The organism is Stenotrophomonas sp. YJH_SMC_40 (assembly GCF_059368615.1).
Map to the genome: position 1 here is coordinate 140,468 of NZ_JCAFRX010000010.1, position 23,719 is coordinate 164,186.

The 23,719-nt window shown below is 68.0% G+C and carries 19 protein-coding genes; 9 read left to right on the forward strand and 10 right to left on the reverse strand.

Translation table 11 applies throughout. The annotated features are described in order from the left end of the window. Positions 1–4 precede the first annotated feature (4 nt). Positions 5–3,154, forward strand: coding sequence for a multidrug efflux RND transporter permease subunit SmeB (gene smeB, locus AC5P6X_RS18295; protein ID WP_149501374.1), 3,150 nt, complete (start codon positions 5–7; stop codon positions 3,152–3,154). Next, positions 3,151–4,566: a multidrug efflux transporter outer membrane subunit SmeC gene (gene smeC, locus AC5P6X_RS18300; protein WP_187757468.1), complete on the forward strand. Its 1,416-nt coding sequence runs from the start codon at positions 3,151–3,153 to the stop codon at positions 4,564–4,566. The genes smeB and smeC overlap by 4 nt, the downstream gene beginning before the upstream one ends. A 150-nt stretch (positions 4,567–4,716) precedes the next feature. On the opposite strand, the gene mnmG is transcribed toward smeC, so the two are convergent. Beyond that, complete coding sequence (gene mnmG, locus AC5P6X_RS18305) at positions 4,717–6,606, reverse strand: tRNA uridine-5-carboxymethylaminomethyl(34) synthesis enzyme MnmG (RefSeq protein ID WP_149501373.1); 1,890 nt, start codon at positions 6,604–6,606, stop codon at positions 4,717–4,719. Between the two features lie 552 nt (positions 6,607–7,158). Beyond that, positions 7,159–7,647, reverse strand: coding sequence for a hypothetical protein (locus AC5P6X_RS18310; protein ID WP_049403683.1), 489 nt, complete (start codon positions 7,645–7,647; stop codon positions 7,159–7,161). Positions 7,648–7,806: 159 nt separating this feature from the next. On the opposite strand from AC5P6X_RS18310, the gene AC5P6X_RS18315 reads away from it, so the two are divergent. Both AC5P6X_RS18315 and AC5P6X_RS18320 read left to right on the forward strand, forming a co-directional pair. After that, a complete protein-coding gene (locus AC5P6X_RS18315) occupies positions 7,807–8,769 on the forward strand; it encodes a pyridoxal-phosphate dependent enzyme (RefSeq protein ID WP_495215557.1) in 963 nt (320 codons plus the stop codon). Continuing rightward, the gene (locus AC5P6X_RS18320; protein ID WP_024958800.1) at positions 8,754–9,398 is read left to right on the forward strand and encodes a YdcF family protein; all 645 of its coding nucleotides are present in this window, start codon (positions 8,754–8,756) and stop codon (positions 9,396–9,398) included. Before AC5P6X_RS18315 ends, AC5P6X_RS18320 begins: the two co-directional genes overlap by 16 nt. Before the next feature lie 581 nt (positions 9,399–9,979). Here AC5P6X_RS18320 and bioC read toward each other — a convergent pair. The 5 genes from bioC to bioB form a co-directional block, all read right to left on the reverse strand. Beyond that, the gene (bioC, locus tag AC5P6X_RS18325; protein ID WP_005414800.1) at positions 9,980–10,864 is read right to left on the reverse strand and encodes a malonyl-ACP O-methyltransferase BioC; all 885 of its coding nucleotides are present in this window, start codon (positions 10,862–10,864) and stop codon (positions 9,980–9,982) included. Positions 10,865–10,876: 12 nt separating this feature from the next. Continuing rightward, positions 10,877–11,656 (reverse strand): SDR family oxidoreductase, encoded by a 780-nt coding sequence (locus AC5P6X_RS18330; RefSeq protein WP_049451256.1) that lies wholly within the window; start codon positions 11,654–11,656, stop codon positions 10,877–10,879. A gap of 29 nt (positions 11,657–11,685) precedes the next feature. Then, positions 11,686–12,465, reverse strand: coding sequence for a pimeloyl-ACP methyl ester esterase BioH (bioH, locus tag AC5P6X_RS18335; protein ID WP_033833757.1), 780 nt, complete (start codon positions 12,463–12,465; stop codon positions 11,686–11,688). A 17-nt stretch (positions 12,466–12,482) separates the two neighbouring features. Next, the gene (gene bioF, locus AC5P6X_RS18340) at positions 12,483–13,706 is read right to left on the reverse strand and encodes an 8-amino-7-oxononanoate synthase (RefSeq protein WP_024958354.1); all 1,224 of its coding nucleotides are present in this window, start codon (positions 13,704–13,706) and stop codon (positions 12,483–12,485) included. 67 nt (positions 13,707–13,773) lie between these two features. Continuing rightward, on the reverse strand, positions 13,774–14,817 hold the full coding sequence (gene bioB / locus AC5P6X_RS18345) for a biotin synthase BioB (protein ID WP_049451253.1): 1,044 nt from the start codon (positions 14,815–14,817) through the stop codon (positions 13,774–13,776). Between the two features lie 204 nt (positions 14,818–15,021). Here bioB and AC5P6X_RS18350 point away from each other — a divergent pair, with 204 nt between their 5' ends. From AC5P6X_RS18350 to AC5P6X_RS18370, 5 genes are all read left to right on the forward strand, one after another. Beyond that, positions 15,022–16,347, forward strand: a complete 1,326-nt coding sequence (locus AC5P6X_RS18350; protein WP_049451252.1) for a chloride channel protein — start codon at positions 15,022–15,024, stop codon at positions 16,345–16,347. A gap of 147 nt (positions 16,348–16,494) precedes the next feature. Continuing rightward, positions 16,495–17,664, forward strand: a complete 1,170-nt coding sequence (locus AC5P6X_RS18355; RefSeq protein ID WP_285309366.1) for an L-dopachrome tautomerase-related protein — start codon at positions 16,495–16,497, stop codon at positions 17,662–17,664. A 96-nt stretch (positions 17,665–17,760) separates the two neighbouring features. After that, positions 17,761–18,450 carry a ComF family protein gene (locus AC5P6X_RS18360; protein ID WP_088435865.1) on the forward strand — a complete coding sequence of 230 codons (690 nt, stop codon included), beginning with the start codon at positions 17,761–17,763 and terminating at the stop codon, positions 18,448–18,450. Positions 18,451–18,508: 58 nt separating this feature from the next. Beyond that, positions 18,509–19,060 carry an HdeD family acid-resistance protein gene (locus tag AC5P6X_RS18365; RefSeq protein WP_049451250.1) on the forward strand — a complete coding sequence of 184 codons (552 nt, stop codon included), beginning with the start codon at positions 18,509–18,511 and terminating at the stop codon, positions 19,058–19,060. Then, positions 19,057–19,527, forward strand: coding sequence for a SecDF P1 head subdomain-containing protein (locus AC5P6X_RS18370; protein ID WP_049451249.1), 471 nt, complete (start codon positions 19,057–19,059; stop codon positions 19,525–19,527). The genes AC5P6X_RS18365 and AC5P6X_RS18370 overlap by 4 nt, the downstream gene beginning before the upstream one ends. Positions 19,528–19,904: 377 nt before the next feature. On the opposite strand, the gene AC5P6X_RS18375 is transcribed toward AC5P6X_RS18370, so the two are convergent. The 3 genes from AC5P6X_RS18375 to AC5P6X_RS18385 all read right to left on the reverse strand — a co-directional run bounded on the left by AC5P6X_RS18375 (position 19,905) and on the right by AC5P6X_RS18385 (position 23,716). Next, on the reverse strand, positions 19,905–21,692 hold the full coding sequence (locus tag AC5P6X_RS18375) for an MFS transporter (protein ID WP_005414785.1): 1,788 nt from the start codon (positions 21,690–21,692) through the stop codon (positions 19,905–19,907). A 123-nt stretch (positions 21,693–21,815) separates the two neighbouring features. Then, the gene (nagA, locus tag AC5P6X_RS18380) at positions 21,816–22,943 is read right to left on the reverse strand and encodes an N-acetylglucosamine-6-phosphate deacetylase (RefSeq protein ID WP_049451188.1); all 1,128 of its coding nucleotides are present in this window, start codon (positions 22,941–22,943) and stop codon (positions 21,816–21,818) included. Continuing rightward, positions 22,940–23,716 (reverse strand): DeoR family transcriptional regulator, encoded by a 777-nt coding sequence (locus tag AC5P6X_RS18385; protein ID WP_005414783.1) that lies wholly within the window; start codon positions 23,714–23,716, stop codon positions 22,940–22,942. Before AC5P6X_RS18385 ends, nagA begins: the two co-directional genes overlap by 4 nt. Positions 23,717–23,719 lie beyond the last annotated feature (3 nt).

Here is a 23,719-nt window from a genome sequence, read left to right on the forward strand (position 1 = left end):
CCACATGGTTCGTTTCTTCATCGACCGGCCGATCTTCGCCTGGGTGATCGCCATCGCGGTCAGCCTGCTCGGCCTGCTCGCGATCCTGATCCTGCCGGTGGACCGCTACCCGCAGATCGCCCCGCCCACCATCACCATCCGCGCCACCTACACCGGCGCCTCGTCGCAGACCGTGGAAAACGCGGTCACCCAGGTCATCGAGCAGTCCCAGCAAAGCCTCGATCACCTGATGTACATGACCTCGACCAGTGCCTCCGACGGCTCGGCGCAGGTCAACCTGGTGTTCGCCACCGGTACCAATCCGGATACCGCGCAGGTGCAGGTGCAGAACCAGCTGCAGGCCGCCATGGCCACGCTGCCGCAGGCGGTGCAGCAGAACGGCCTGACCATCACCAAGTCCAGTGGTTCGATCTTCGAGGTGCTGTCGTTCACCAGCGAAGACGGCAGCATGGACAACTTCGATGTCGCCAACTTCATGGAAGCGCGCATCGATGACCAGATCAGCCGCGTCAGCGGTGTCGGCAACATCCAGCCGATCGGCCAGGAATACGCCATGCGCATCTGGCTGGATCCGGAGAAGATGCGCCAGTACGCGCTGATGCCCTCGGACATCGAGACCGCACTGCAGGCACAGAACACCGATGTCTCCGCCGGTGAGCTGGGTGGCCAGCCGGCGCTGAAGGGCCAGCAGCTCGACGCCACGGTAACCGCGCGCAGCCGCCTGCACACGCCCGAGCAGTTCGCGCAGGTGGTGCTCAAGGCCGATGCCAACGGCAGCGTGGTGCGTCTGGGCGACGTGGCGAGGATCGGCCTCGGGCCGGAAAGCTACGACAGCATCAGCACCTTCAATGGCAAGCCGTCGGCGTCGCTGGGCATTGAACTCAATGCCGGTGCCAACGCGATCGCCGTCTCCAAGGCCATCGATGCACGGCTTCAGCAGCTGCAGAAGTACTGGCCGCATGGCTACACCGCCCACGTGGCCTTCACCACCACGCCGTTCGTGACCATTTCGCTGAAGGAAGTGGTGATCACCCTGATCGAAGCGATCATCCTGGTGGTGCTGGTGATGTACCTGTTCCTGCAGAACTGGCGCGCCACGCTGATCCCGACCATCGCGGTGCCGGCGGTGCTGCTGGGCACGTTCGGCGTGCTGGCTGCATTCGGGTATTCGATCAACACCCTGACCATGTTCGCACTGGTGCTGGCCATCGGCCTGCTGGTGGACGATGCCATCGTGGTGGTGGAGAACGTAGAGCGGGTGATGACCTTCGAAGGGCTGGCGCCGAAGCCGGCCACGCTGAAGGCGATGGGCCAGATCACCGGCGCGCTGGTCGGCATCGTGCTGGTGCTGACCGCGGTGTTCCTGCCGATGGCGTTCTTCAGCGGTGTAACCGGGGTGATCTATCGCCAGTTCTCGGTGACCATCGCCGCCGCGATGATCCTGTCGGTGCTGGTGGCGATGACCATCACCCCGGCACTGTGTGGCAGCATCCTGCACCAGATTCCCAAGGGCGGCCATCCGCATGGCGACCACGGTGGCGAGCCGAGCCTGCTGGGCAAGTTCTTCATCTGGTTCAACCACCGCTTCGAGCGCACCTCCAACGGCTTGCGTCACCGCGTGGATCGTTTCCTCGGCCGCCGCTCGCTGGGCGTGCTGTTCTACCTGGTGCTGAGCGTGGCCACCGGCCTGTTGCTGTGGCACCTGCCGGGCGCGTTCCTGCCCGATGAAGACCAGGGCATGCTCAACGCGCTGGTGAAGCTGCCGGCCGGTTCCACGCTGGAGCAGACGCGGGCGGTGATGGATCGTCTGAGTGCCGTCGCGGTGAAGGACGACGGCGTGCTCTCGATCCAGGCCACCGCCGGTTTCAGTGTTACCGGCAGCGGCCAGAACGTCGGCCAGGCCTTCATCCGGCTGAAGGACTGGGATGACCGCAAGGAAGATGCCGATACCATCGCCGCACGGTTGACGCGGGCGATGGCCAGCGTGCCCGATGCGCAGGTGTTCATCACCTCGCCACCCGCCATCCTTGGCCTCGGCGATGCGGGCGGTTTCACCCTGGAACTGCAGGACGAAGGCGGTGCCGGCCATGCCGCCGCCGTGGCCGCGCGCAACACGCTGCTGAAGGAAGCCGCCAAGGACCCGAAGCTGGTCAACGTGCGCTACGCCAGCCTGGAAGACGCGCCGGTATACGCCGTGAAGGTGGACGACGCCAAGGTGCAGGCGATGGGCGTGAACCCGCAGGACGTCAATGACACCTTGAACGCGGCGTTGGGCGGCGACTTCGTCAACAACTTCATCTACAAGGGCCGCATCAAGAAGGTGTTCATCCAGGGCACCGCCGAAGCACGCATGCAGCCGCAGGACATCGAGCGCTGGAGCGTGCGCAACCAGGCCGGGCAGATGGTGCCGCTGTCGTCGCTGATCAGCACGCATTGGACCAGTGCGCCGGCCGCACTGCAGCGCTACAACGGCATCTCGGCGATGGAAATCACCGGCCAGCCGGCACCGGGCGTCAGCTCCGGCGAGGCGATGGCCGAGATCGCGCGCCTGGCCGACACGCTGCCGGAAGGCTTCAGTCACGCCTGGTCGGACATGGCCTACCAGGAACAGCTGTCGGGCAACCAGGCGCCGATGCTGTATGCCATCTCGCTGCTGTTCGTGTTCCTGTGCCTGGCCGCGCTGTATGAAAGCTGGGCGGTGCCGTTTGCGGTGATGCTGGCGGTGCCGGTGGGCGTGTTCGGTGCGGTGCTGATGATGAACCTGCGTGGCCTCAACAACGACGTGTACTTCCAGGTCGGCCTGCTGACCACGATTGGTCTGGCAGCGAAGAACGGCATCCTGATCGTCGAGTTCGCGCGCATCCTCGAACAGCAGGGCAGGAGTACCCGCGACGCAATCCTGCAGGCGGTCTACCTGCGGCTGCGGCCGATCGTGATGACTTCGCTGGCGTTCCTGATGGGCGTGTTGCCGCTGGTATTTGCCACCGGCGCCGGTTCGGCTGCGCGCCGTTCGCTGGGTACCGGCGTGGCCGGTGGTACGGTGGCCTCGATGGTGCTGGGCATGTTCTTCGTGCCGTTGTTCTACCTGCTGGTGCGCCGCCTGTTCCCGGGCCGCGCGCCGGCCGACGCCACTGTCCCGGAGACAAGCCCATGAAGCCGATGCTGCTGCGCGCCCTGGCGGCCGCAACGATGACCGCCGTGCTGGGCGGCTGCGTGAGCATGGCCCCACACTACCAGCGTCCCGAGGCGCCGGTGCCGGCACAGTTCGGCAATGCCGCCACCGGCGAGGCCGAGCCGGCACTGGCGATGCCGGCCTGGCGCGAAGTGTTCCTGGAACCGCGCCTGCAGCAGGTCATCGCGCTGGCGCTGCAGAACAACCGCGACCTGCGCGTGGCGGTGCTGCAGGTGGAGAAGGAGCGCGCGCAGTACCGCATCCAGCGCGCGGCACTGCTGCCGTCGGTGGATGCCAGCGGCAGTGTCACCCGTTCGCGGGTGAGCGATGCCAACAGCGAGACCGGCGTCACCCAGGTGACCGAATCCGATGCCGTGCAGGTGGGCATCAGCAGCTGGGAGCTGGACCTGTTCGGGCGTATCCGCAGCTTGAAGAACGAGGCGCTGCAGAACTGGCTGGCCAGCGCCGAGAACCAGCGCGCCGCGCGCACCAGCCTGGTCGCCGAAGTGGCGACGGCGTGGCTGGCGCTGGCGGCCGACGAGCAGTCGCTGGCATTCACGCAACAAACGCTGGACAGCCAGCAGCAGACCCTTCAGCGCACCGAGGCCCGCCATGCACAGGGGCTGGCCTCGGGCCTGGACCTGTCGCAGGTGCAGACCAGCGTGGAAGCCGCGCGCGGCGCGCTCGCCAAGCTGCAGACGCAGCAGGCGCAGGATCGTGATGCATTGCAGCTGTTGGCGGGGGCGCCGCTGGATCCGGCCCTGCTGCCGACAACGCAGGTGCTGGAAGGCAGCGTCGCGCTGGCACCGCTGCCCGCCAACCTGCCCTCCAGCGTGTTGCTGCAGCGCCCGGACGTGCTGTCCGCTGAGCATGCGTTGCAGGCAGCCAACGCCGATATCGGTGCCGCGCGCGCTGCATTCTTCCCGACGCTGACGTTGACTGCCAACTACGGGCACAGCTCCACCGCGTTGTCGACGCTGTTCTCGGCCGGCACCCGTGGCTGGTCGTTCGTGCCCAGCATCACCGCGCCGATCTTCCATGCCGGCGCACTGAAGGCGTCGCTGGATGCCTCGAAGATCGGCAAGGACATCGGCATCGCGCAGTACGAGAAGGCGATCCAGCAGGCCTTCAGCGAAGTGGCCGATGCGCTGGCCACGCGTGATCACCTGGCCGCGCAGATCGATGCGCAACGCGCGTTGGTGGCCGCCAGCCAGCGCAGCTACACCTTGGCCGATGCGCGCTACCGCACCGGACTGGATGGCTACCTGCAGTCGTTGGATGCGCAGCGCAGCCTGTATGCCGCGCAGCAGGACCTGATCGCCCTGCAGCAGCAGGAGGCGGGCAACCGGGTGACGTTGTTCAAGGTGCTGGGTGGTGGCGCCGACGCGCGGTAACGCGAACTGCTCTGGTAGGTGCCGACCTTGGTCGGCACGAATCATCAGATCGCGACGCTCCATGCTTCCGTGCCGACCAAGGTCGGCACCCACCAGGGCAGATTCATGTGCCGACCAAGGTCGGCACCCACCAGAAGCAGGTGCGACCGCTTATGCCACGCGGCCGCGGCGCGCCCGCTCCAGATGCACCAGCAGCAGCGAGATCGCTGCCGGGGTCATGCCCGGGATGCGCTGCGCCTGGCCGATGGTCTGCGGGCGCACGCGCTCCAGCTTCTGCAGCGCTTCGGCCGACAGCCCGCGTACCGTCGCATAATCGAAGGCTTCAGCGATCGGCGTGGCTTCGTGCCGCTGCTGGCGCTCGATCTCCTCGCGCTGGCGATCCAGGTAGCCGGCGTACTTCACGCCGATCTCCACCTGCTCGGCCACCTTGGCGTCGGCCACGGCCGGGCCCAGCGACGGCACCTGCATCAGCTGCGCGTAATCCAGCTCGGGGCGCTTGATCAGGTCCAGCACGTTGGTTTCGCGGCTGACCATGACGCCCAGCGTATCCTGCACTTCGCGGCCGAGCGCATTGGCCGGCGTGGCCCACAGCGCACCCAGACGCGCACGCTCGGCGGCGACGGCGGCCTGCTTGGTCTCGAACGCGTTCCAGCGGCGGTCATCGACCAGGCCCATCTCGCGACCGGCCGGGGTCAGGCGCTGGTCTGCATTGTCCTCGCGCAGCTGCAGGCGGTATTCGGCGCGGCTGGTGAACATGCGGTACGGCTCGTTGGTGCCGTGGGTGATCAGGTCATCCACCAGCACGCCCAGGTACGCCTCGTCGCGGCGCGGGCACCAGCCATCCAGTCCACGTACCTGGCGTGCGGCGTTGAGGCCGGCCAGCAGGCCCTGCGCGGCCGCTTCTTCATAGCCGGTGGTGCCGTTGATCTGGCCGGCGAAGAACAGGCCGTTGACCAGCTTGGTCTCCAGCGAGGCCTTCAGCCCGCGCGGATCGAAGAAGTCGTACTCGATCGCGTAGCCGGGGCGGGTGATGTGCGCGTGCTCGAAACCACGGATGCTGCGCACCATCTCCAGCTGCACGTCGAACGGCAGCGAGGTGGAGATGCCGTTGGGATAGATCTCGACGATGCCCAGGCCTTCGGGTTCGACGAAGATCTGGTGGCTGGCCTTCTCGGCGAAGCGCACCACCTTGTCCTCGATGGACGGGCAGTAGCGCGGGCCGATGCCTTCGATCTGGCCGCTGTACAGCGGCGAGCGATGCAGCGCGTCGCGGATGATCTGGTGGGTCTGTTCGGTGGTGTGGGTGATCCAGCAGCTGACCTGCTGCGGATGCTCGTCCACCGAGCCGAGGAAGGACATCACCGGGCGCGGCGAATCACCGGGCTGCTCATCCATCACGCTGTAGTCCAGCGAGCGGCCGTCGATGCGCGGCGGCGTGCCGGTCTTCAGGCGGTCCACCTGGAACGGGCGCTCGCGCAGGCGCGCGGCCAGCGTGGTGGCCGGCGGGTCGCCCATGCGGCCGGCGGCGTACTGGGTCGGGCCCACATGGATCTTGCCGGCGAGGAAGGTACCGGCCGTCAGCACCACGGCCCCGGCGTCGAAACGCAGGCCGGTCTGGGTGATGACCCCGCGCACGGCGTCGCCTTCGATGACCAGGTCATCGACCGCGGCCTGGAACACGGTCAGGTTGGCCTGGCCTTCGACGATGGCGCGGATCGCCATGCGGTACAGGTTGCGGTCGGCCTGGCAGCGGGTGGCGCGCACGGCCGGGCCCTTGGAGGCGTTGAGCGTGCGCCACTGGATGCCGGCGCGGTCGGCGGCATGCGCCATCGCACCGCCCAGGGCGTCGATTTCCTTGACCAGGTGGCCCTTGCCGATGCCGCCGATGGCCGGGTTGCAGCTCATCGCGCCCACCGTTTCGATGTTGTGGGTCAGCAGCAGGGTGCGCACGCCGGTGCGGGCCGCGGCCAGCGCGGCTTCGGTGCCAGCGTGGCCACCGCCGATGACGATGACGTCGTAACGATGGAAGGACGGATTCATGGGGGCTGTTCAGCTGGGGGCGGGCGCGGCCGGGGGGCGGCGCCGGGGTGGCGATTTTAGCGCCATTCGGGGCCGGGACGTCGGTACCGGCCGGCCGGCGCCTAAATCAGCCCTAAAGTTGGCAGGATTTTTGCAGATAACCCAATAGCACCCACCGTGGCTGGCGCCGCAGGCGCCCGTGACCGGAATTGGAACAGGGGCCGGTACAGGCGCACGGTGGGGGAGCAGAGGGCCGGCAGTCGGGGGACTGTCCGGCCCTGTTTTTTTCTCGGGTTGCCGGGAAAGGCCCCATCCACGCATGGCGTGGATCTACTGACGCTGGGGCTCTCGCCGGTTGGCGGCCCGGCAAAACAAACGGCCCCGCATTGCGGGGCCGTCTGCCTTCAGAGGTGCCGACATCCGACAGGGCCGGAACAGGGGGGATCCAGATGTTCCTGTCGGATATCGACGTAGAGCTTTTTGCGGCGGCCCGTGTCGTTTTTGTCACTTTGTGACGCGGGCCGTCACTGTCCGCGTAGATTGCGGCTTGGACCGTGTGAAATGCAAGACGGTTCAGCGCTCAACTGTGCGCTGCGTCGCACGATCCATGTTGCGCCAGGGGGAACCGTTCATCCTGGGCGCACTCGGTGCCGGGGACGGGCGGGCCTGCGGCGCGGGCGACGGCGGCTGCATGTTCGACTGCGGCGGGCGGCGCATCGAATCCATGTTCCGCCACGGGGAACCGCCGTTGTATGACGGCCGCGGCGGCGGCGGACGGTTCTCGCCACCGTTGCCGGGCGGACGCGGCGGCGGGCGGTGGTTGTGCGGCGGGCGGTAGATCGGGCGCGAGTAGTACGGGTTGCCATAGCCGCCGTAGTAGCCGCCATAGCCACCGTAGTACGGGTAGCCGTAGTTGTAGGGATAGCCGGCCGGGTAGCGGTACTCCACCGACGGCGCGCCGTGGTAGTAGCCGCCACCGCGGCCACCGCCTACATAGTCGTAGGTGGTGCAGCCAGTCAGGCCCAACAACAGGCCACCGGCAAGCAACAGGCGCATTTTCATGGTGGGTCCCCCCAGAGGACGGATGTGCAGCCAGCTTCGTGCGCGGGCATTGAATCGGCCCTTAATTCGGCTGGCCAGGATGAATGGAGGCGTAGGCCTGCATGCTGGCATGACCTGTGCCCCGGTCGCCAGCGCGGGGGCATACGTTAATCTTGCGTCATGAGCGATTCACTGTTGCCCCGCGCCGATGATGTCCTGCTTGCTGCTGCGAGGATTGCCCCGCATGCCAGCTTGACCCCGGTGCTGCGCTCGCGCACCCTCGATGCAATGACCGGCGCGCAGTTGGCCTTCAAGGCCGAGCACCTGCAGCGTGGTGGCGCATTCAAGTTCCGTGGTGCCTGCAATGCGGTGTGGTCGCTGGATGCCGATCGCGCCAGTGCTGGTGTGGTGACCCATTCCTCCGGCAACCACGGCGCCGCGCTGGCCCTGGCCGCACGCACCCGGGGCATCCCCTGCCATGTGGTGGTGCCGGAGGGGGCGGTAGCCGCCAAACTGGCCAACATCGCCCGCCACGGCGCCACGCTCTGGCGCTGCCCGCCGACCATCGCCGACCGCGAGGCCACCTGCGCCAGGGTGCAGGCCGATACCGGTGCAACCCTGGTGCATCCCTATACGAACCCGGCGGTGATGGCCGGGCAGGGCACCGCGGCCCTGGAACTGCTGCACAGCGACGGCCCGTTCGACGCGCTGGTGGTGCCGGTGGGCGGCGGTGGCCTGGCCAGCGGTACCGCGCTGGCCCTGCAGCACGCCAGTCCGCAGACCCGGCTGATCCTGGCCGAGCCGGCCGGCGCCGATGACACCGCGCGCTCGCTGGCCATCGGCGAGCGTCAGGGCGCGTTCACCCCGGACACCATCTGCGATGGCCTGCGTACCCTGATTGGCGCGCCCAATTTCGAGTTGCTGCGCGCCGCCGGTGCCGAGGTGATCGTGGTCGATGACGCCGCGACGCTGGCGGCGATGCGCCTGCTGTGGGACGTGCTCAAGCAGGTGGTGGAGCCCTCTTCGGCCACCGTGCTGGCTGCGGTGCTGGCGCAGCCGCAGCGCTTCGCCGGCCTGCGCGTGGGCCTGGTGTTGTCCGGCGGCAACGTCGACCTGCCAGCGCTGCGCTGGGGGGCGGCGTGAGCCGCGGGCGGCACCGCGAACGCACCGGCCTGCTGGGCTGGTTGTGGCGGCTGTTCGTGCTGCTGGTGATCTGGCTGCTGGGCGTGACCGCCTGGATCGTCTGGGTGGGTGAACGCGACCAGGCCGCCAAGGCCGACGCCATCATCGTGCTGGGTGCGGCCGCCTATGACGCCAAGCCGTCACCGGTGTTCGAAGAACGCATCCGCCACGGGCTGGATCTGTATGAAGCACGCTATGCGCCGCTGCTGATCTTCACCGGTGGCTATGGCGGCACCGGTGCGCGCTTCTCCGAGTCGCAGGTGGCGCGGCGTTACGCGCTGAAGCATGGCGTGCCGGACGATGCGATCCTGATCGAAACCGCTTCGCGCAATACCGTGCAGAACCTGGTTGAAGCCAAGCGGCTGATGGACCAGCGCGGCCTGCACCGGGTGATCGTCGTCAGCGATCCGCTGCACATGGCGCGCGCGCTGCGCCTGAGCAAGGCGCTCGGCATCGATGCGCTGGCCTCGTCCACGCCCAGCACGCGCTTCCGCAGCTTCCACACCAGCTGGCGCTTCCTGGTGCAGGAAATCTATTTCTTCCACCGCGACCTGGTGCGCCCGCCGTTGAGTTCGCCGGCCAATACCTGAGGGCGGAAGCCTGCGTTGCGCACGGCCTCGCATTTGGTAGTGCCGGCCGCTGGCCGGCAGATGCCCCCCATGGAATCGTGATGTTGCCGGCCAGCGGCCGGCACTACCAGACGATCAGGCCTGTTTGCGGCGGATCGGAATCGCCGACACCGCCCGGAATTGGCAGGTGCCAACCTTGGTTGGCACCATCTGTCAGATCGCGATGTGGCCGGCACTGTGCCGACCAGGTCGGCGCCCACCAGAGCGATTCGCGTATGGCGTCGCATTTGGTAGTGCTGGCCGCTGGCCGGCAGATGCCCATCATGGAATCGTGAGGTTGCCGGCCAGCGGCCGGCACTACCAGACGATCAGGTCTGTTTGCGGCGGATCGGAATCGCCGACACCGCCCGAATTTGGTGGGTGCCGACCTTGGTCGGTACAACCTGTCAGATCGCGATGCTGCCGGCACTGTGCCGACCAAGTTCGGCATCCACCAGAGCGATTCGCGTATGGCGTCGCATTTGGTAGTGCCGGCCGCTGGCCGGCAGATGCCCACCAAGGAATCGTGAGGTTGCCGGCCAGCGGCCGGCACTACCAGACGATCAGGTCTGCTTGCGGCGGATCGGAATCGCCGACACCGGCACCGAGGCGACGTCATGCCCGCCTTCGCGGATCGGCGCGCCCGGGTCCGGTGCCCAGGCGTGGGCATAGATCACTTCCCAGCTGCTGGGCAGCTTGCCGTCGGCGCGCCGCATCGGCTCGTACGCCGCCGCCGCCGCCGCGAAACGGCCACGCCCGGTCAGTGTGTGGCGGCGGTCCACCCGCGCGTTGGTCGCACCCATCGCGCGCAGCTCGCGCATCAGCGAGGGCAGGTCGTCGTAGGTCAGGGTGAACAGATCGCGGTCCAGCACCGGGTCGCGGAAGCCGGCCATCATCAGCGCGTCGCCGAACTGGGCGATCTGCGCGAAGCGGCTCACGTGCGGACGATCATCGGCGGCGGCGAACGCTTCGTTGAGTTCCACCAGGGTTTCCGGGCCGAAGGTCGAGCACAGCAGCAGGCCCCCGGGCTTGAGCACGCGACGGAATCCGGCGAACACCGCCGGCAGGTCGTCCACCCACTGCAGGCACAGGTTGCTGAAGATCACATCCACGCTGTTGTCGGCCAGCGGCAGCGCGGCGGCATCGCCGCACAGGCGCTGGAACGGCTTCCACCACCCGGCCTGGCGCTTGGCCTGGTCCAGCATCGGCAGCGCCACATCCAGCGCGATCACCTGCGCCTTCGGCCAGCGCTTCTTCATCAACGCGCTGGCATGGCCGGTACCCGCGCCGATGTCCAGCACCACCTCGGGCTTGCGTGCCTCCAGGTAGTCCAGCGATTCGATCAGCCGCGACTGCACCTCGCGCTGCAGGGCGGCGGCGGCGTCGTAGCTGCTGGCGGCACGCGCGAACGCGCGGCGGACGTGGCGGGCATCGAAGTGGGACGGCATTGCGAAAGTCTCTTAGAACGTACCGGGGTAGGCGCCGCCGTCGATCAGCAGGTTCTGCCCGGTGAGGTAACCGGCCTGCGCACTGCACAGGAAGGCGCAGGCGGCGCCGAACTCGTCCGGCGTGCCGAAGCGGCCGGCGGGAATCTGCTGGCGGCGGCGCTCGGCCACTTCGCCAGCATCGCCGTCCTTGCCCGCGCTGTGGGCGAAGTTGGCGCGCAGGCGGTCGGTGTCGAACTGGCCGGGCAGCAGGTTGTTGATGGTGACGTTGTGGGCCACGGTGCGGCGCGACAGGCCGGCGACGAAACCGGTCAGGCCGCTGCGCGCGCCGTTGGACAGCGCCAGGATGTCGATCGGGGCCTTCACCGCCGACGAGGTGATGTTGACAATGCGGCCGAAACCGCGCTCGATCATCGCGTCGACGGTGGCGCGGATCAGCGCGATCGGCGCCAGCATGTTGGCGTCCAGCGCGGCAATCCAGTCGTCGCGTTCGAAATTGCGGAAATCACCGGGCGGCGGACCACCGGCATTGGTGACCAGGATGTCCATCTGCGGGCATGCGGCCAGTGCCGCAGCACGGCCGGCCTCGGTGGTGACATCGGCGGCAACCGCGCGCACATCGGCAGCGCCGGGCACGGCACGCAGTTCTTCAGCGGCGGCCTGCAGCGCAGCGTCACCACGGGCCACGATCACCACGTTGACGCCCTCGCGCACCAGCGCACGCGCGCAACCCAGGCCCAATCCCTTGCTGGCGCCGCAGACCAGTGCCCAGCGGCCGTTGATGCCCAGATCCATGCGTCAGTCCTGCGGAATTCGGAAGGCGCTCATTGTCCGCCATCAGCCGGCGACAGGGCGGCAACGAAGTGTTGCAGGGCGGCGGCTACTTCGTCGGCATGGCCAAGGAACGGCGCGTGGCCGCCGTGGGCGATGGTCAGCGCCTGCGCACCCGGGGCCAGTGCTGCGGCGGCCTGCATCGCCACCGGAGACACCAGCCGGTCACGCTGGCCGGCGATCCACAGGCTGGGCTTGCCCAGCGTTGGCAGTGCGCCGCGCAGGTCAGTGCTTTCGAGCAGGCGCAGGCCTTCCAGCAGGGCGCGTTCGGTGGGCGCACCGCGCTCGACCAGGCGCTGGCGCAGGGTGCGCAGCTCCTCGCGGGCGTGTGCCGAGCCCATTACGTCCAGCGCGAGGAAGCGTTCCAGCGTGCCGCCGAAGTCGGTCGCCAGCTCGCGGCCGAACTGCTCGAACACCGCCGGCTCCACCGCGTGCGGCCAGTCATCGCCTCGCACGAAGCGCGGCGTGGCGGCGATCATCGCCAGCCCGCGCACCTTTGGCAGCGTGGCCGCCGCGTGCAATGCGAACAGGCCGCCCAGTGACCAGCCGCACCACACCGCCGGCGGCGTAGCCGCGGCAATGGCACCGACCACGAACGGCAGGCGCAGCGGCGTGGTGTCCTCGCGGCTGTGCCCATGGCCGGGCAGGTCGACAAGGTGCAGGGTGAACTGGTCCGCAAGCCGCTGCACCAGCGGCGCGAACACGCCGCCCTGCAGGGCCCAACCGTGGATCAGCACCAGGTCCGGCCCACGGCCGGTGACGTCAATATGCATGGGCAACGACACGGAACTCAGGCAAAGACAGGCAGCGGCGGTGGCGCGGCTTCACGCACGGCCAGGGCCACGCGTTCGCGCGCGCTGGCGATGGCCTCGACCAGCCCCCGCACCTGTTCCGGCGTGTGCAGCGCAGACAGTGTCACCCGCAGGCGCGCCTTGCCTTCCGGCACGGTCGGCGGGCGGATCGCACCGACCAGCCAGCCGGCCTGTTCCAGCGCCGTGGACATGGCCACGGCGGTGTGGTCATCGCCGCACAGCAGCGGTTGGATCGGCGTGTCCGAAGCCATCAGGTCCAGCCCATGGCGGCGTGCTTCGCTGCGGAACAGCGCGATCAGGTCTGCCAGTTTGGAACGGCGCCAGTTGTCCCTGCGCGCCAGGCGCACCGCTTCAAGCGCAGCGGCGGCCATCGCTGGTGGCACGGCGGTGGTGTAGATGTACGGGCGTGCGGTCTCGGCCAGATGCTCGATCAGGTCGTCGCGGCCCAGCACCAGTGCACCGGAACCGCCCAGTGCCTTGCCCAGCGTGACCAGCTGCAGCGGCACATCGTCCACGCCCAGTCCGGCGGCGGCCACGGCACCACGGCCATCACCGACCACGCCTACACCGTGCGCATCATCCACATAGAACAGCGCCTGCTGCAGGCGTGCCACAAGCGACAATGCACGCAGCGGCGCGATGTCGCCATCCATGCTGAAAACACCATCGGTGGCCAGCATTGCCGCGCCATCGGGCGCATGCTTGAGCTGACGCATTGCGCCTTCCGCATCCAGATGCGGATAACGGCGCAGGCGTGCACCGGCCAACCGGGTGGCATCGAGCAGGCTGGCGTGGTTGAGCTTGTCCTGTACGCAGACATCGTTCTCTTCGCTCAGCAGCGCCTGCTGCACCGCCAGGTTGGCGGCGAAGCCACTGCCGAACAGCAGCGCACGCGGATAGCCAAGCCATTCGGCCACCTCGCGTTCCAGCGCCTCATGCAGGGCATGATGGCCGCAGACCAGGTGCGAGGCACCGGCGCCAGCGCCTTCGCGTGCGGCGGCGTCCTGCAGCGCGTTGACCACGCTGAACTGCTGGGCCAGGCCGAGGTAGTCGTTGCTGCAGAAGCCGGTCAGCCACTGGCCGTCCACTTCCAGGCGCACGCCATCGCGACGGGTGACCGTGCGTCGCGGGCGGCGACGGCCTTGGGCATCGCGCAGGGCGCGCTGGGCGTGGAGGCGGGCGGTCAGGTCGGGGCGGGCCATGGTGGCTGAATGCGTCGACGGGGCGGCTAGGGTAGCGCGTTGCCGCGGCGCCTGCTTGCGGCCCGTCTCAGGCCGCGTGAGCGCAGCCACAGCCGGGCGTATCGGCACTGATATCGGCGTGCACGGTGCCGCCGTGGTCGTGGCCCTCGGCATCCACCTGCACCGCCATCGGCTGCAGGCCCAGCCGGGCGAACAAAGCCAGGTCGCGTTCGCTCTCCGGGTTGCCGGTGGTCAGCAGCTTGTCGCCATAGAAGATCGAATTGGCACCGGCCAGGAAACACAGCGCCTGAAGCTCGTCGCTCATCGCCTCGCGCCCGGCCGACAGCCGCACCATCGAGCGTGGCATGGCGATGCGTGCCACCGCGATCATGCGCACGAACTCGAACGGGTCCAGCTCGGCGCTGCCATGCAGCGGCGTGCCCGCCACCTGCACCAGCTTGTTGATCGGCACCGAATCGGGATGTGCCGGCAGCGTGGCCAGCGCCAGCAGCAGGCCGACGCGCTGCGCGCGCGTCTCGCCCATGCCGACGATGCCGCCGCAGCAGGTCTTCAGGCCGGCATCGCGCACGTGCTCCAGCGTATTCAGGCGGTCCTGGTACTGGCGCGTGTGGATGATCGAATCGTAGTAGTCTGGCGCGGTGTCGAGGTTGTGGTTGTAGTAGTCCAGGCCCGCATCCTTCAGCGCACGCGCCTGCTCGCCGCTGAGCATGCCCAGCGTGGCGCAGGTCTCCAGCCCCAGTGCCTTCACCCCGGCGATCATCGCCGCCACCTTCGGAATGTCGCGGTCCTTCGGCGATCGCCACGCGGCGCCCATGCAGAAGCGCGATGCACCGGCGGCCTTGGCCTGGCGCGCCTTGGCCAGCACCGCGTCGGTCTCCATCAGCTTCTGCGCGTTCACCCCGGTGCTGTAGCGCTGCGCCTGCGGGCAGTACGCGCAGTCTTCCGGGCAGCCTCCGGTCTTCACCGACAACAGCGTGGACACCTGCACCTGCGCCGGATCGAAGTGCTCGCGGTGCACCGCGGCGGCGCGGAACAGCAGCTCGGGAAACGGCAGATCGAACAGCGCCTGCAGTTCGTCGTGTTGCCAGTCGTGGCGGATGGCAGCAGCCATGGCGGGACCTTGGGTACGAGTGGAGCGAGGGCGGCAGTGTGAGTGGGCACGGGGAGGCTGTCAACCAGTTGGATTTTAATTTGGTTTACGGGTCGTCGGCGCAATAGAGCATCGAGCGAAGCGCCGCATTTCACCGCATGCTGCAAGGCGTCCAGCCACAGTGCCTGCTGCACAACGTAAGTGCTGGCGCGCAGACTCTTTCCCATGCTTGATCTTTACCGCCTTCGTGGCCGCATCACCGCGCTGGTCCTCAGCGAGGCCTGGCGCCGCCGCGCCGCGCTGTGGGGCGGCGCGGTGGCCGTGGCACTGGTGGCGATCCTGTTTGCCAAGGCCAGCGATGCGGCCTTCCATCTGTTCCAGCGCATCACCTCGCACTCGCCGTGGTGGGCGCTGCTGCTCACGCCGGGCATCTTCGCGCTGCTGGCCTGGCTCACTTCCGGCGTGCTGAAGCCCACGCGGGGCAGCGGCATTCCGCAGGTCATCGCTGCGCTGGACAAGGCCGATGAGCCGTTCCGGAAAACCAACCTTTCCCCAGCGGTTTCGGCCGGCAAGCTGCTGCTGACCTCGCTGTCGCTGCTGGGGGGCGCATCGGTCGGGCGCGAGGGGCCCACCGTGCACGTAGGCGCAAGCCTGATGTATCTGTTCGGCCGCTGGTTCGGCTTCAAGGATCCCCGCGAGCTCTCGCACTTTCTGTTGGCCGGGGGCGCTGCTGGTATTGCGGCGGCGTTCAACACGCCGCTGGCCGGCATCGTCTTCGCCATCGAGGAGCTCAGCGGCCGTTTTGAACATCGCTTCTCCGGCACCCTGTTGACCGCGGTGATCGTCGGCGGCGTGGTATCGCTCGGCCTGTTGGGCAACTACACCTATTTCGGCCATGTGAGCGCGCGTCTGCCGCTCGGCCAGGGCTGGCTGGCGATCCTGCTGTGCGGCGTGGTGGCGGGCCTGCTGGGCGGGCTGTTCGCACGTGCGGTACTGTCCAGCGCGGCGGGCCGTCCGCGTTGGCTGGGGCAGCTGCGGCAGCGGCATCCGGTCTTGCTGGCCGCGGGCTGCGGCCTGGTGGTGGTCGTGCTGGCCCTGGTGTTCGGCGAAGGCGCGTTCGGCACCGGTTACGAACAAGCGCGCAGCCTGGTGCAGGGCCAGGCGCTGGTCGGCCACGAGTTCGGGTTGATGAAGCTGCTGGCCAATCTGGCCTCGTACGTGGCGGGCATTCCCGGTGGCCTGTTCTCACCTGCGTTGGCGGTCGGCGCGGGACTCGGCCACAACCTGTCAGTGCTGATGCCGGGCGTTGACCCGCGCGCGTTCGTGTTGCTGGGCATGTGCGCCTACCTGACCGGTGTGACCCAGGCGCCACTGACCTCGGCGGTGATCTCGCTGGAGCTGACCGACAGCGGTGATCTGCTGCTGCCGATCCTGGCCACGGTGCTGATCGCGCGTGGCGTGTCCGGGCTGGTGTGCCGCGTGCCGATCTACCGCGGGTTGGCGGAGTTGTTGATGGTGCCGCAAGCAGAGTCAGCGGATAGGCATCGCTGATTGCCTTGATCGACAGGATAAATCAGGCCGCAATCTTCACTTTTGCAGTGAAGCTGATTCCCCGTTGCACCGTCTACCCGATGCCAGGTGCGCCGCTGAAGATGCACCCACGCCGGGGCTGCACCCGGACCTGCATCGAGAGCGACCATGATCAACTGCCGTATCCGCCGTCTGGCGGCTGCCGTCCTGGCCCTGGCCAGTTCCCCCATGCTGGCGATCGCCGGTACCCCATTGCTGCCCAGCGAGCGCAGCATCGGCACCCTCGAACCGGTGGCGCGTTTCGAGGGCGCCATGCCCACCAGTGTGGCGGTCTCCGAAACCGGGAGGATCTTCGTCAACTTCCCGCGCTGGGGCGGTGAGGTGCCCTACAGCGTGGCCGAGTGGCGCGACGGCCGCGCCGTGCCCTATCCGGATGCGCGCATCAACCGCAAGGACGGTCCCGATCCGGCGGCCCACTTCATCAGCGTGCAGAGTGTGGTGGCCGATGGCCAGGGTCGGTTGTGGGTGCTGGACACCGCCGCGCCCGGGTTCTCTGCACCACAGGCCGGCGGCGCCAAGCTGGTGGCGATCGATCTGGCCACCAATACCGTGGCCAGAACGCTGGTGTTCCCGGCCAACGTCATCGACGCGCGCACCTACGTCAACGATGTGCGCTTCGATTTCCGTGTCGGTCGCGAGGGCGTCGCCTACGTGACCGACTCGTCGCTGAGCGGCATCGGCGGCATCATCGTGATTGACCTCGCTACCGGCGCCGCGTCCAAGCGCCTGATCGGTCATGTGTCAACATCGGCGGATCCGGCATTCGTACCGATCGTGGAAGGACAGCAGATGCGGCTGCGTAACGCCGATGGTTCGTCGGCGCCGTTCACCGTGGCCGCCGATGGCATCGCCCTGTCGCCCGATGGTGGCACCCTGTTCTACACACCCTTGTCCAGCCGTCATCTGTACAGCGTGCCGACCGCGCTGCTGCGCGACCCGAAGCTGAGTGAAGCGGAACTGGCGGCGGCGGTGGTCGACCTGGGCGACAAGGGCGCCTCCGATGGCATGGAGATGGATGCCAACGGGCGGTTGTATGCCAGCGACTACGAGCACAACGCCATCCATGCCCGCGACGCGCAGGGGCGCTGGACGACCGTGGTGCACGATCCACGCATCCTGTGGCCCGATACCTTGTCGATGGGGCCCGATGGCTATCTGTACTTCACCGCCAACCAGCTGCACCGGCAGGCCGGATTCAATGGTGGCGTGGATCGCCGGCAGACGCCGTACATGGTGTATCGCACCCGGGTGGATGCGAAGCCTGCGCCAACGCGGTGAAGTGATCGGGGCAGGAGGCGGGCGATGAAAATGCCTACGGGTCGTTGAGGGCGCCCCCGATAGCAACCCGCTGAGGGCGGCGACATGCTGAAGTGCATGTCTGCCTTCTTCGACCCGGTCCGCCACGTGCAGGCCGCACTTCGCGTGCTGCTACCGCTGCGCTGCCTGGTCTGCGGTGACCCGGGCCACGATGGACTCGATCTCTGTGATGCCTGCCTGGCCGGACTGCCCTGGGCCGGCCGGGCCTGCCTGCGCTGCGCGTTGCCGTTGCCCGAGACCGCGTTGATCGTCTGCGGCACCTGCCGCGAGGAGGTACCGCCGCAGGCCGCCACGCATGCCAGCCTGCTGTACCTGCCGCCTGTGGATCAGCTGCTTGTGCGCTACAAGTTCCATCAGGATCTCGCAGCCGGACGCCTGCTCGCGCAGCTGATGCAGCGCGCACCGCCGCCCTGGTGGTGTCCACCGCTGGTGCCGGTGCCGCTGCACAATCGCCGGTTGCGCCAGCGCGGCTACAACCAGGCGGGCGAGCTGTGCCGGTTGCTGCCGATGCCGGTCTGGCAGGGGCTGTACCGGCGCCGCCACACCGCACCGCAGTCCGAACGCACGGCCGAACAACGCCGGGAAAATCTGTTCGACGCGTTTGCGGTTCGTGGTCCGGTGCCCACGCGGCTGACCGTGGTCGATGACGTGATGACCACCGGCAGCACGGTGATGGAGGTTGCCGAGACGCTGCGCTTGGTCGGCGCTGCGGAGGTGCGTGTGTGGGTCTGCGCGCGGGCGCCGTGATCGCCCTCTTCATCCACAGGGGCTAGGATGAGGCCGGTTCCGGATCGAAGGAGTGGCCATGAATTCCCCCTTGTCTCCCTTATTGTCGGCAGTTGGGCGCAGCTGGTGGATCCTGCTGCTGTACGGGCTCGTCGCACTGGGTTTCGGCATCGTTGCCATCGGCTGGCCGTTGTCCGCAGCGATGGCGCTGGCGTGGACACTGGGCGTGATGGCCATCGTTGAAGGTGTCATCAGCCTGTTCGCACTGATCAGCGGCGGCAGTGGTGCCTCGCGTGGGTGGCTGGCGCTGTACGCCCTCGCCTCGCTGGGCTTCGGTATCCTGGCGGTGATCAATCCGCTGGCCACCGCCAGCGTGCTGGTGCTGTTCTTGGCGGCGTGGCTGCTGGTGGCCGGCATCTATCGCATCGTATTCGCGATCCGCGTGCGCAAGCAGATCCAGGGCGAATGGTTGCTGATCCTCAGCGGCGTGCTGGCCGTGGTGCTGGGCCTGTTGTTTGCGGCCAACCCGTATGCCGGCGTGGCGGTCACCACGCTGTGGATCGGTATCGGCAGCCTGCTGTACGGCCTGCTGCAGGTGCTGGTGGCATTCAAGCTGCGGAAGCTGAAGTGAGGGCTGCGCTTCCGCTGTTGCTGGGCGTGGCCTTGACCCTGGCCGGCTGCATGCCGGGCGCCACGCCCGGTGGCTTGGCAGGGAAGGATCACGTGCCGCGCCCTGGCGTGGATGTGCGCCTGAGCGCGGTCGATGCGGATGGCAAGGGCACGCAAGCGCAGTGGCAGGGCGAGACCCTGGCGCTGCGCGAGCCGCCGATTGCCGACAGTGCAGATATCGCCGATGTGCGCTATGTGCTGGACGCGGGCCAGGAGCCCGGCCTGCAGATCCGGTATCGGCCAGAAGCACGCCAACGCATCCACGATGGCACGGCGGCGCTGGTGGGGCAACGAGCGGCGATCAGCGTGGATGGTCGCGTGCTGATGGTGGCGACGGTGAAAGGCCCGTTCGGTGAATCGATGATGCTGAGCGGGCTGCCGAGCGTTGCCGAGGCGCAGGCGTTGGCCAGGCATATCACCGGGAAGTGATGGCAGCGGTAGAGTCGACTGTTAGTCGACTCACGCGCGTAGCGCGGCGTTCCTGGTGTTGGAGCGAAGAGCAGTCGACTAACAGTCGACTCTACCCGGTCTGCGTACCGTACCCATCGGCGTGCCACAGCCTCAGCGACCTGAGGCGCAGGCGTTGGCCAGGCATATCACCGGGAAGTGATGGCAGCGGTAGAGTCGACTGTTAGTCGACTCACGCGCGTAGCGCGGCGTTCCTGGTGTTGGAGCGAAGAGCAGTCGACCAACAGTCGACTCTACCCGGTCTGCGTGCCGCACCCATCGGCGTGCCATACCGTCATCGGCGGGCCATACCCCGTTGGCATGTCATGGGGTATGGCCGACGCCAGGTGCAGGCGCTGTCAGCCCCGCTTTCCCGCGAACCGTGCCTCGATCTCCTCCAGTGACTTGCCCTTGGTCTCCGGCAGCCAGAACGCGGCTACCAGGAAGAACACGAAGGTGCAGGCCGCCCAGAACACGAACATGCTGGCGTAGCCGTAGTGGCCCACCGTGGGCAGGAAGATGGCGGCGATGGTGGTCGACACGAACTGGTTGATCAGCAGTGCGATGCTCATGCCGTTGGAGCGGATGCGGTTCGGCATCAGCTCCGATAGTGCCAGCCACACGCACACGCCGGGGCCGACCGCGAAGAACGCGACGAACACCAGGATGCAGGCGGCCACGGCCCAGCCGTGTGCCGGTGGCGGCACCGGGCCGATGCGCGCCTGTTCGATGCGCAGCGGCGCCTGCGCGGCACTGGCCGGGTCGGCGAACGGGTTCAGATGCAGCTTGCGGAAGAACGCACCAATCACACTGTCGGGCTGCACGGTGCCGGCGCGCTCGATGCGCAGCTCGCGATCGGTCAGGTTGTCGCTGCGCAGGGCGCGCACGTTGGTGAAATCACCGTAGGCATAGGAGACGGTCAGCTGCATCGGCCGCCCTTCGCGGTCGATCCCCGCGCCCAGGCGCTGCCACTGCGCATCATCCAGCACCAGCTGCAGGCCGTCGCCGCTGACCGCCGCCTGCAGCTGCGGCTGCACATCGGCACGGCCGCGCTCGGCCTGGAAGAACAGCGTGGCCGCGGCCAGCAGCGCCACGCAGATGCCACCACTGCCGAGCATCAGCAGGAACTTGCGGCCCTTGCGGTCGACCAGCAGCAACGCGACCACGGTCATCACCGCATTGAGCAGCTTGATCGCCACGTCGGCGCCGTTGGCCACTGAACCGGACAGGCCGGCCTGGTTGAGGATGTTCACCGCGTAGGCCAGCACCGAGTTGATGCCGGTGGCCTGGGTGCAGGCCAGCACCACGCAGGCGAGCAGGAACGGCACCACGTAGCGGCGGCTGAGCAGCGGATCGCGCTTGCCGTCGCTGCTGCTCGATTCCGGCGCCTGGATCTGGGCCAGCGTGGGCTCGACATCTGCGGCGGGCAGGACGCGCTGGAGGCTGCGGCGGGCTTCATCGATGCGACCGCGCCGCACCAGCCAGCGTGGTGATTCGGACAGCCAGAAGATGCCGGCGCAGAACAGCAGGCCCGGCGCCAGGCAGGTCCAGAAGATGGTGCGCCAGGCGTGGTCCTTCACCGTGAACAGTTCCTGCGCCTGCTGCGCGACCGGCAGCGAACGCACGGCTTCGGCGGCGGCATCGACGGCGTGGGCGTGGTACAGGCCGATCAGGGCTGCCAGCACCAAGCCAACGGTCAGCAGCAGCTGGAACATCGCCGCGCCGCGCCCACGTCGCTCGGGGCTGAGCACTTCGGCCAGGTACAGTGGAATCACTACGCCGATCAAACCGCCACTGATGCCCTGCAGCAGGCGCCCCAGCAGCAGCGGCGTGTAGCCGGAGGCCAGTGCCATGATCGGAATCGAGGCGGTGAACAGCAGGCCGGCCAGCAGCATCGCGCCGCGGCGGCCGATCAGGTCGGCAACCATGCCGGCGAACAGCGAGGAAAGCACGCTGCCCAGCAGTACCGCTGCCACCACGAAGCCGAGCTGCTGGCTGCTGAGCTGCCAAGCGTGGCTGGCAGTTGCTTCAAGATAGGGCAGGGCGCCGGCGATGATGCCGATGTCGATGCCGTACAGCAGGCCACCCAGGCCGCCGATGAAGAGCAGGTAGCGTACGGGCCAGCGCGGAGCGGTGCGTGCAGTCATCGGCATATCCCAGAAGGTGTTTCGGTGCGGATTGCTTTCTGTAGAGTCGAGCCATGCTTGACTGACCGCGCATGGCGCGGCAGAGCAGTCGAGCATGGCTCGACTCTACAAAGGCGCGGTGCGTCAGGCTGGTGTTGCGTTCAAATCGACCACGCGCCCACCCACCACCACCTGCTGCAGGCGCAGTTCGGCGTCCAGCACCACCAGGTCGGCGCGGGCGTCGGGCGCGATGCAGCCGCGATCGCCCAGGCCCAGGTAGTCGGCCGGGAAGGTGGAAACACGCTGCGAGGCATCGGCCAGCTCCAGGCCCACACGCACCAGGTTGCGCAGCGCCTGGTCCATGGTCAGCGCGCTGCCGGCCAGCGAACCCGTGGCCAGGCGCACGCAGCCGCCGCACTTGTGCACGCGCTGCTCGCCCAGTGCGTACTCGCCATCGGGCATGCCGGTGGCGGCGGTGGCGTCGGTCACCGCGTACAGGCGTGGGATCGCGCGCGCGGCCAGGCGGATCACGCCGGGATGGATGTGCTGCAGGTCGGGAATGATCTCGGCGTACTGCGCATGCGCGAGTGCCGCCGCCGCGATGCCCGGGCGATAGTGATCGACGCCGGTCATGCCGTTGAACAGATGGGTGAAGCCAGAGGCACCGGCCTGCAGCGCAGCAACACCTTCTTCGTAGGTACCGGCGCTGTGGCCGAGCTGCACGCGGATGCCCATTGCCGAAAGCGCGGGAATCAGCGCGGTGTGCTCGCCGATCTCCGGCGCCAGCGTCATCACACGGATCGGCGCCAGCGCGTGCAGCCGCTGTACCAGCGCCAGCGTCGCCTCGATGGTGCGGTTGGGCTGCGCGCCCAGCCGCTGCGGGCTGATGAACGGCCCTTCCAGATGTACGCCGACGATGCTGGCGGCGTCTGCATCGGGTGCGGCCATGGTGGCGGCCACGCCGTGCAGCGCGTGCTCGATCTCATCCAGGCCGGCGGTCATGGTGGTCGCCAGCAGCGTGGTGGTACCGAAGCGCAGATGGGTGCGGGCGATGGTGCGCGCCACGTCGCCGCCCTGCATCAGGTCCACCCCTGCAGCGCCGTGCACATGCAGGTCGATGAAGCCGGGCAGGATCACCGGCAGCTGCAGATCGTCAGCGCCGCTGTGGTCGTCCACCTGCAGCTGGCGCACGTGGGAATCGAAGTGGACGTGGCCACGCCGCCAACCCAGCGGGGTGAGGATGCGGCCATGCAGGGAACGGGTGTCGCTCATGCGGTGGGCTCGGCGATGATCACCTCGATGCCCAGCCGCTGCAGTCCCTCGCGGGTTGCGTCGTCGATGCCGGCATCGGTGATGATGGTGTGGATCTGATCCAGCAGGGCGATGCGGTGCAGGCTGACGCGCCCGAACTTGGAGGCGTCGGTCAGCACCACGATACGGCGTGCACGCTCGACCATGCGATGGTTGAGGCGGGCTTCGGCTTCGTCATGGGTGGTCAACCCGAACTGCAGGTCCAGGCCATCCACGCCCAGGAACAGCGTGTCGAAGCTGTAGGAGTTGAGGCTGGCTTCGGCCTGGCTGCCCTGCAGCGACAGCGACTGCTGGCGCAGCAGGCCGCCGGTCAGCAGCACGTTGATGCCGGCCGCGTTGGCCAGTTCCCAGGCGATGTTCAGCCCGTTGGTCATCACCGTCACGTCGCGCTGCGTGCGCAGGTGGCGGGCCAGGGTCATCGTGGTCGAGCCGGAGTCGATGATGATGTTGTCACCAGGCCGTACCAGGCGCGCGGCACACGCGCCGATCGATTCCTTCAGCGGCAGGTTCAGTGCGTCCTTTTCGTGGATGTCCTGTTCCTGCGGCGGCGTGCGCACCAGCGTGGCGCCACCGTGGGTACGGTTGGCCAGGCCCTGCGATTCGAAATGGGTCAGGTCGGCACGGATGGTCACCGCCGACACGCCGAAGCGCTCGACCAGATCGGCCACCTGCACCGAGCCGTGCTCGATCAGCAGCTGCAGGATCTGTTGCCGGCGGGAGCGGGTGTTGCGCATGGC